At 32.5% G+C, this 8,095-nt stretch carries 1 protein-coding gene and 1 riboswitch; the gene reads right to left on the bottom strand.

Annotated features, from left to right (window positions below; genetic code table 11):
- Nucleotides 1–142: 142 nt before the first annotated feature.
- On the bottom strand, nt 143–7,546 hold the full coding sequence (locus ACTND6_RS09970) for a SpaA isopeptide-forming pilin-related protein (protein WP_441023956.1): 7,404 nt from the start codon (nt 7,544–7,546) through the stop codon (nt 143–145).
- A 64-nt stretch (nt 7,547–7,610) separates the two neighbouring features.
- Nucleotides 7,611–7,700: riboswitch (cyclic di-GMP riboswitch) on the bottom strand.
- Nucleotides 7,701–8,095 lie beyond the last annotated feature (395 nt).

The following is an 8,095-nucleotide window of genomic DNA, read 5'->3' as shown; positions in this document are numbered from 1 at the left end:
TCTGTCACCATATGTACTTCTCGTCGCTCAAGTTGTTTGAGGTGTTGAAATTCTTTCAATTCCTCATGTTATTTGAAAATCAATTTCTTGACACCTCATCCAATTTTGGAGTGCCTGTTTTCAACTGCTTTCTAGTCATAAATTAATGAATTTTTTTTCTTGTTAGAAGCATCATGAATGCTAATCCAAGAGAAATCACTCCAGTGATTCCAAAGAATACGATATTGTTGTGATCAGAAGTATCAACTGTTGGTTTTGTTGGCTGATCCTGCATAATTACAGTTTCAACTTTCTTTCCATCAATTGTAATTGTTCCATCACGTTCGACTGTGAATGTGATTTTTTCAGCAATCTCATATCCGTTAGGAGATGCAACTTCACTTAATTCATATGTTGAAGGAACAACTGTTACTACATGTGCTTCAGAAGCACTTGTCCATGTTTCAACAACCTTATTTGTTTTTGTATCCTTGAGAGATAACTTCGCTCCAGGAAGTTCTTTATTGTTCGTAATATCCTGTTTACTGATTGCAATGTCATATGTTTGATCTTCATCAACCATGACTACCTGATCAACCTTCTTGCCATTCACAGTAACTTTGCCTTCAATATCTACATCAAATGTAATGTCTTTTGCAATTTTATATCCAACAGGAGATAAGTCTTCATGAAGTGTATATGTTCCTGGTTTGACTGTGACTTTGTGAATCTTTGCAGAACTTGTCCAGGAATCAATCGTTATTCCATTCGTATCTACTACAGACAATTGTGCGCCTGCTAGTTCTTTTCCACCAACATCAGTCTTAGAGATTTCAACAGGATGATTATTATAGTCATCAACCATTGTTACGCGTTCAACCGGTTTACCATCAACTGAGATTGTACCTTCACTGTCAACTTTAAATGTAATATCTTGCGCTAATACATAATTGTTGTCTGGTGTTGCTTCTTCATGAAGCGTATATGTGCCTGGCTTTACAGAAATATTCTTTGTATTGCCATCAGATATCCAAGAAATCTTTTCAATTTCACCTCCACCTTCTTCAACGCCTGTTACTTCAAGCTTAGCACCCTTCAGTTCTTTGCCATTCAAATCAGTTTTAGAAATAACAACATCATGAGGTGCAAATGTATCAACCATAACAACTTTTTCAACTTCTTTACCATTGATAAGAGCTTTACCTTTTTCATTGACTGTAAAAGTAATATTCTGCGCTAATACATAGTTGTTATCTGGTGTTGCTTCTTCGTGTAATGTATAAGTTCCTGGCTGTACTTCAACTTGATGATCTGTAATGCCATCTGTTTCCCAGGATGCAATTTCATTGTTTTCTTTATCAAATAGTTTTAATAAAGCACCCTTTACTGCAGCACCATTGACATCCTGTTTTGAGATGACAATACCATGATCAGAATAGTAATCAACCATTGTCACTGTATCACCAGCTTCATTATCAGCAACCTTTACTGTACCATCAACATTGACTGTAAAGTTAATATTAGCCGCCTTGACGTATACATTTCCATCAGGAACTGCTGTTTCTTCTAGTGTGTAATTTCCTGGCTGTAAAGAAACGACATGATTTTTTAATGTTCCATCTTCATTATTGCCATCAGATCCAGAAACCCACTCAATTGGTGTTATCTTAGATTCAGAACCTGTTGGAGTACCAGTAATCTTCATGCTAGCTCCAGCAATTTCATTACCACTGATATCTACTTTAGAAACATTAATTAGATGTGTGTTGTATTCATCAACCATTGTAACGTGATCAACAACTGTATCATTCATTGTTACAACGCCATTTTCATTTACTGTAAAAGTTATATCCTGTGCTAATACATAATTGTTATCTGGTGTTGCTTCTTCATGCAATGTATATGTTCCTGGAGCAACCTGAACGTAATGTGGCTTGATTGTTCCATCTTCATTTGTTTCACTGCCACTTGTCCAACGTGCAACTTCATTTTTATTTGTATCAACAAGTGTTAACACTGCACTTTGAATTTCATCCCCTAAGACATTTGTTTTAGAAATTTCTACAACTGGATAAGATTTATTTGTAATAACGTGTATTTTTTTAGAATCATCATAACGATATGATGGATCTAGATAATTTTCAGACTTTCCTACTTCAACAGCCTGGTATGTATACTTTGTACCTTCATCATTTGAAGATGGAAGATCATTCCATGTATATGTCCAATTGTTATCTTGACTTAAGGTAATTGCGCCACCATCATTTGTGAATTCACCATCTCCAAGTTTGCTTTGAAGCTGTACTTGAATTGTAGAAGGACGATTATTCAATGCGTTGTTATTGTCGTCCCATTCTTTCTGTACGGAATATGTAGTTTTAGAAATCTGAACATCTTTTACAGAAAGAACAATGGAACCATTATTAATTTCAAAATCAGTGTTTGTTTTTTCAAGATTAATTGATCCATCCGCATTCAAACTAAATGTAGTATCTGTTGCTAATGTATAGTTAGCTGGAGCAGATGATTCGTGTAATGTATAAACAACACCTGTCTTCAATCCATTGATCTGAATTCCTGCATTGTCCTCAGTAGAATTAAATTCTTGAACAATAGTTTCACCATCTTTGATTTGAATATGTGCACCTGCTAATGGTGTATTTGTTGCAGCATCAACTTTTAAAATTCGAATCGATGTTAATGCGTCTTTCAATAAAATACTGCCATTTTCAGAAATAGAATTTTGATTAGAATCTGTAACAACTACATGGCCGTTATCATCTAATTTAAATGGGATGTCACTTGCCAATGTATAGCCATCTGGTGCGATTGTTTCATGTAATGTATATAGTTTGTTTGTTTCTAAACCACAAACTTTATGTGTTTCAGATGTAGAATTCCATTCTTCTACGACTTTATTTCCATCTAGAACCTGAATATGTGCGCCTTCTAATTCTTGTAATGAAGAAATATCAACTTTAGAAACGTTTACAGAAGTTATTGTATTATTGATTGTAGTTTTATTCCCGTCATTCACTGATGAACTAATATATCCATTTACTAATCCAACTTCTACAGCTTGATATGTATAAGAATTACCAGACTGATCTGTTGCATCTAATGCACCCCAAATGTACTCCCAATTATTTTTATTATTTAAAGTTATAACGTTTCCTACATTGGAATAATTTTCTTCCGTTGATAGTTTTCTTTGTAACTGAACAGTAATTTCAGATGGTCTCTTCTTTGCAGCATTTTCATTGTCACTCCAAACTTTTTGTACAGAGTAAGAAGTCTGTTCGATATTCTGATCTACCATTTGAACAACATTGTTTACACAATGTGTTTTAATAGATTCATTTTGTTCATTCGTTGTAATGATATAAACATTTCCATCTGCAGCAACTTCAAATTTGATTGGCTCTGCAATCTTGAAATGTTCAGGAGCACTTGTTTCTTCAAGATAATATGTACCAGGATTGATTGTTACAACATGTGCTTTACCATCTTGTCCAGAAGTCCAGGAAGCAATTTCTTCTTTGGAATCATCATTGATACGAGACAGTTTTAATGATGCTCCAGCAATTTCTACATTGTTTCCATCAGTCTTAGAAATTGTAATATTTTTACCTTGTTCCTGATATGTATTTGTAATTACAAATGTTTTATCCTTAAGAACCACATCAGAAGCATAACTATTTACATCAGGTTCAACAACGGTGTATGTATATACTTTACCATCTTTATTTGCAATCAATAAGTTATCAAAAGTATGCTTCCACTTATTTGTTTCATTTAATTCTACAGAAGAAACAGGCTCAATTGCATCAGAACCTTTTGCCTGTCTTTGTAATTGAACAGTAATTTTAGATGGTCTCTTCTTTGCAGCATTGTTATTATCAATCCATACCTTTTCAACCTGATAGGAAGTAGTGTTTAAAGTATTTGTAATTTTATTTCCGTCATATGAAACGGAATAGTTTGGATTACCACCAACTTCTTTTGCGGAATAGGTAATTTTATTACCGTCAGCATTGTACTCATCCAATCCTGTCCACTCATACTCCCAATTGTTACCATTACTTAAAACAACAGTTTTTCCTTCAACTGGATTGTTATCTGCATACAGCTGTACTGTTACACTATCTGGTCTAACTTGTTGATTAATGTTATCTTCCCATACTTTTTGTACAAAATAAGAAGTAGTCTGTTTTTCATATGTGTTAGTAATATTAAGAGTTGTTACTTTTCCATCTTCAACAGAAATTGTACTTTGCGTAGAAACTTGCTTCGATTCTTTACCATCTACAGAATATGTATATACAGTTGAGACAGTATAGTTCTTTAAAGAGGCATTAGTTTCTGTAACTGTATAATCTCCTATTTGAAGATTTGTTAGTGTATATGAATATGTTCCATTTGATTTTTCCCATCCTGGATCATTCAAATTAATATGTGTGGCGTCCGAACTGCCTTTTTTCTGAACATCAAATGAAATTTTTTGTTTTAATGAATCAATTTGATTGTCATTCAAGCCTGCAAAATGTTTTGTTAATTTCAAACTACCTGCTTTCGTAACAGGTTCGTCTTCTACGATTATTTGCTTATTGTAAACTTTTGAATCAATCAAATTCACATTATATTCTTTTTCACCAACTTTGATTTGCGTGATTAAACCTGTTGCTCTAGTTGCATCTTTAAACATCAAGTAATTTGGTGTTGAATCCAAAAAATATCCGTCAGGTGCTTGTGTCTCAACTAATTTATAAAGTACAGATCTGCTTAAACCAGAGAAGCTGACATATCCACTATCACCAGTTATTTTTTCACTTACTAATTTAGCGTCTGTTTCTTTTCCTTCATCAACTGTAACTTCGTATAAAGCAAATTTAGCACCCTTTAATGCCTTAGCAGAAACACCTTTTTCCTGCTTATATACGGTCAAAGAAACACCGTTATATGTAGATGTGCCAGAACTTTGATGAACTTTAATTTTATCAAAACTCTTATCAGCTGGACTTACATGATCTACACCCTTTAAAACAACTTTGTTATTTGAAGCAGATGTGAATTCTTCACCAATAGCAATATTTGGATATCCATCATATGTGATTTTTGCATATTGATTATCCGGAATTGTGATCGTTATTTTTCTAGTTGTATCATCATAGGAATACTGATCAGCAGTAGCTGAAGCCCCATTGATTTTTAGAGTTCCTAATTGAAAATCAATTTCAGATCCAATCGTATCTTCCAATGTTAAAGTATCTCCATTTGGATTTAAATCAGCACTAGATTTATTCACAGAAATTGTATAGTGAATAAATGATTCGCCATCATTGTAAACACCATCTTTGTTTAAAATATCTTTAGAATTATATTGTTGCCATCTGCTCGCTGACACAGCAGGTGCCGTATAATCATCAACTTTGATTTGTGCTGTATTCTTATATTCGATACTGCCAGATGGAACTTTACTTAAATCTTCATATGTTGTATTAAAAAAGATTTGTATATCTTTACTCTTTGCCAGTTCAATTAAGTTATCACTTAATTTGAAATTAATAACATTTCCAGTAGAAGTTTTTGTAAGTTCAACATCTACATTAGATGAGTCAATGATATTACTCCAATTTTCTTTGATCATTAGAGAATTTTCTACCATCTTTAAATTAGAAGGTAAAGTATCCGTAATAACAACATTTTTTGCATCAGCAGGCAATTTAGAAACAGTTAAAACCCATGGAATTGAAGTAGAAACATCGTTTCCTTCAACTTTAAAAGTATTCCAATCTGCATCTTTTGATAAATATTGTTTAAATTTCAATTCATATTCAGCTTCATCTGTTCCTAATTTTTTATCCTTTTCATAAACACGCACTTTATTATTGTACGTAGTATCTTTTTCAGGAACAGTTGTTATCTTAGTTTTATATGTAAAAGAAATCGTTCCTTTTGTCACATTTCCAAATAAAAAGTCCACTTTATTTTTTTCTTTATTCTCAGAAATAGTTGGAGTCTTTACTCCTTTACTCAAATCAGATAATGAATCATTTACAAATTCCATTCCGTCAGGAATTTCATCTGCAACCTTTAAATCTGCAATTCCAGTTTCTGGAACATGTACAGTTACCTTCCATAAAGCTTCCCTACTTTTTTCGTCAAATGAAATGAAATCTTTTTGTACATAATCATATTTTTCTGACACTGTTACATTTTTACTATCTTTAGAATATTCCCACTTATCGCCATATGGATATTCAGTGATTGTATTGTTAACTTTATAGTTTTTCGTGGAATCTGTTGGCTGTGTATACGTTGTCTGATAAGTAATTGTATATTCACCATTAGATCCTTCAGGCATAGTAAAACCATTTTCGCTTGTCAAAGAATCAAATGTTAAACCATCTACTGCAGGGCTTACTGTAAAAGAATCTTTTTTAAATTGAGATGCAAGATAATCATCACTAGCTTCTGTCTTCAAAATATCTTTCAATTTCAAACCAGAAATATCATAACCTGCTTTACCAAAATTGATTGTCCACGCAATAACGCCATCCGCTTCTTTCTTTCCTTCTTTTGAAATCTTTGGATATTTTAAATCATCTGAAATTTGAAGCTGAATCTCCTTGCTTGTTTCACTATCATGTTCTTTGCTCTTAACTGAAGCTTTATTTGTTTTTGCTACACAATCATCATTATATGTAAATTTTTTATCAACATTTACTCTGTACTTTGCATAAATTGTTTCATTATCATTCATTTTAGAAATCGTATATGCAAATGTGCTATTTGCTACAGTTGTGCTCATTGGCTGTGGTTGTACAAGTGTGTTGCATGCTTCATCAGAAAAGAAAGAAACAGTGCCGTTAAGTGTCATATATGATCCCATAGAATCAGAGAATACGACATTTGTATTATCACCTTTTGAATGTATTGCAACGATAAAATCAGCATACAAATTACCATCATTATCTTTGTTAACTTGTCCACCAGTTTTTTTAATACTAACACCATCATTGGCATCATTTCTTTTCATTTTTACGGTAATAGTACCTGCGCCTGGAAACTCATAAGAAGTTTGTCCACCTTGACCATCATTTAATTGGCTATTATCAAATGAACCACTTAGTCTTAATGTTCCTTTTCTTCCATCCCCATGAATAAAGTTTTCATCATTATACTGGATTGTAATCGTATTATTTGTAATAGTATACGTACCAACTTGTACATTCCCATCCATTAATGGTCCACTTGAATCAGTAGCATGAATATTTGCTGGAATTTGATAGGTAAGTTTATCTTCAGTTGATTGTGGATATTCACCGTTTGCAAAATTCCAAGCAATATTCATTTCTAAAGATTGTGAATAATTTACTTCAACAGTCTCACCTGATTTAATTTCTGCTCCATCAACATTTAAAGAAACAGATAGAGAACTGGCATTTTCATTTAACGGTTTGCTATGCTCATCTCCTTCCGCATAAACTAAATTTTGTGCATTAGAAAAAATCATCAGTAATGCAACAAATACTGAAAAACACTTCTTCCAAAAATTATTGTGCATACATCTTTCCTCCTCCTCGATAATTTCAAGCAAATAAAAAAACAACAAAAACACTTTTTTGCTGTGTTGCAACTCGGCGATCATGTTATCACTAATTTAACTTAGACCCGTGGCTTTGCGTCAATAACTTTCATTATTTTTGCTTATGTAATTGTCGAACAATCATCCTATTATGCCTTAGGAAAATTGCAAGAAAATTATAATACATGAAAATATTGAAAATCAATAGTGTAAGCGCTTAAATTTTGCATATTAAAACACTTTATATTTTCATAACTTTAAAATAACTATAAAAATCCACCAATACTTGTTATAGGGAGACTAGTATTGGTGGTTTCATTAAGCAAGCTTAGTTTTCTAAGCCTTTGGTATTATAACATTTATTTATAAATATCATAGTCTATAGTTATAAAATAGTTATACAAACATAAGAAAAAGGAATATCCAAAATTGGATGAGGTTTTGACATATTCCAAAATAACATGATGTTCATGAGGTCTTGAAGAAAAATCGATGTTCAAATATTTTGAGGTGCATTTTCATGCATCT

The sequence above is a fragment of the Bulleidia sp. HCP3S3_C9 genome, from assembly GCF_052064035.1.
Taxonomy (GTDB): domain Bacteria; phylum Bacillota_I; class Bacilli_A; order Erysipelotrichales; family Erysipelotrichaceae; genus Bulleidia.
Note: the sequence above shows the minus strand (reverse complement) of the source record. Positions and strands in the feature narration are given on the sequence as shown.

Excerpts from the sequence above, each read along its gene's own strand:
- ACTND6_RS09970 (WP_441023956.1), bottom strand. The coding sequence starts at position 7,546 with ATGCACAATAATTTTTGGAAGAAGTGTTTTTCAGTATTTGTTGCATTA.